Origin of the sequence: Oerskovia sp. NPDC060287 (genome assembly GCF_042726775.1) — a bacterium.
Classification (GTDB): Bacteria; Actinomycetota; Actinomycetes; order Actinomycetales; family Cellulomonadaceae; genus Oerskovia; species Oerskovia merdavium.
Genome location: NZ_JBHXBO010000401.1, coordinates 1 through 1,571, shown reverse-complemented (window position 1 = coordinate 1,571; position 1,571 = coordinate 1). Strand labels below are relative to the sequence as shown.

Annotated in this window: 2 protein-coding genes and 1 pseudogene; all 3 read right to left on the bottom strand. The window is 66.6% G+C overall.

Features of this window, described 5'->3' with window-relative positions:
* A pseudogene (locus tag ACFWFR_RS19310) lies at positions 1 to 502 on the bottom strand (ubiquinol-cytochrome C reductase); the annotation flags it as partial.
* Positions 499 to 1,278, bottom strand: a complete 780-nt coding sequence (locus ACFWFR_RS19305) for a c-type cytochrome (protein WP_377616349.1) — start codon at positions 1,276 to 1,278, stop codon at positions 499 to 501. The gene ACFWFR_RS19305 and the pseudogene ACFWFR_RS19310, both read right to left, overlap by 4 nt.
* An 81-nt stretch (positions 1,279 to 1,359) precedes the next feature.
* Positions 1,360 to 1,571: cytochrome c oxidase subunit 3 (locus ACFWFR_RS19300; RefSeq protein WP_377624200.1), on the bottom strand; the 212-nt coding region annotated here is incomplete at its 5' end.

The following is a 1,571-nucleotide window of genomic DNA, read 5'->3' as shown; positions in this document are numbered from 1 at the left end:
GCCCTTTCGCCAGCCTGCATGCCTCTTCCATGAGTTCATCCGGTGTCATAGGTATTGCACCTGCGTACCGACTCCGTACCAGGGAAGGTCTCATGCGTGAGTGACCCTGGACGGCCTCTGCGCGCACTGCGTCCGAGCTGCGCTGGGCGTGCCGCTCGTCGACGTGCTCGTGGTCCGACATGAGCGTCTTGGCCCAGTGGACGGCCGCGAGGCCGATGCCGAGCAGCGCGAACGCCAGGCCGAGCCCGATGATCAGGTTCGTGGTGCGGATGCCCGCGACGGACGTGTCGTCCGGGAGGGCGAAGAAGGCGACCAGCATGCCGATGGTGCCGATGATCGAGATCGTGAAGAGGATCACGACCTGCATCTCGGCACGCTTGGCGGCCTTGGGGTCACGGTCTGCCATCCGGCTCTTGTGAGCCGGGATGCCTGGATCCTGGAAGCGGTCGAGCTCCTGCCCGTCCTGCTTCGTCAGGTCCGTCGAGTTCTGGTTGTCGCTCACGACGACTTCGCTCCGATCCACACAGCGGCGCCGATCAGCAGGCCGAGCCCGACGATCCACGCCCAGAGGCCCTCGCTGACGGGGCCGAGAGAGCCGAGGTCAAGTCCACCGGCAGAACCCTCACGCTGCTCGACGAGGTACGCGATGACGTCGCGCTTCTCGTCGGGCGTGATGTTCATGTCGTTGAAGACCGGCATGGACTGCGGACCGGTCAGCATGGCCTGGTAGATGTTCCGCTCGGAGGTGTCCCACAGTGCAGGGGCGAACTTGCCCTCCGAGAGAGCACCGCCCGCGCCGACGGCGTTGTGGCACATCGCGCAGTTGGTGCGGAAGACGGCCGCGCCGTTGGCGGGGTCGCCGAGCGAGGCGTCGATCTGCTCGTCCGTCGGGATCGCCGGGCCGGCGCCCAGGGAGGCGATGTACGCAGCGAGCTGCGACGTCTGCTCCTCGTCGAACTGGCGCGGCTTCTGGATGGCCTGAGGGCCCTCCATCTGCATGGGCATACGGCCGGTCGACACCTGGAAGTCGACAGCGGCCGCGCCGACGCCGACGAGGGACGGAACGGTGTCCGAGCCCTCCGCGTTCGGGCCGTGGCAGGTGGCGCAGTTCGCCTGGAAAAGCTTCTGGCCTGTCTCGATGTCCTCAGTGCTGGCGGTGTCAGCGCTGGCTGGACTCGGGGCAAAGGCGGCGTAGACGCCGCCGGTGACCAGCAGCGCCAGCAGCAGCAGCACGACCGGAGCGAAGCGGTGGTGTCTGCGGGCGGCGAGTGCCTTCACGAAATGATCCTCGTCTCGCAAGTGGGGGGTGCAGGGGGCAGGTGTGGTTGTCCGGGCATCGGTGCCGCGGGCGTCACCGCGTCAACGAAGGATGTAGATCACGAAGAACAGTGCGATCCACACGACGTCGACGAAGTGCCAGTAGTAGGACGTCACGATGCCGGTCGTGGCCTCGTGGTGCCCGAAGTTCTTGGCGGAGAAGGACCGACCGAGAAGGAACAGGAAGGCGATCAGACCGCCGACGACGTGGATGCCGTGGAAGCCCGTGGCCATGAAGAAGACCGAGCCGTAGG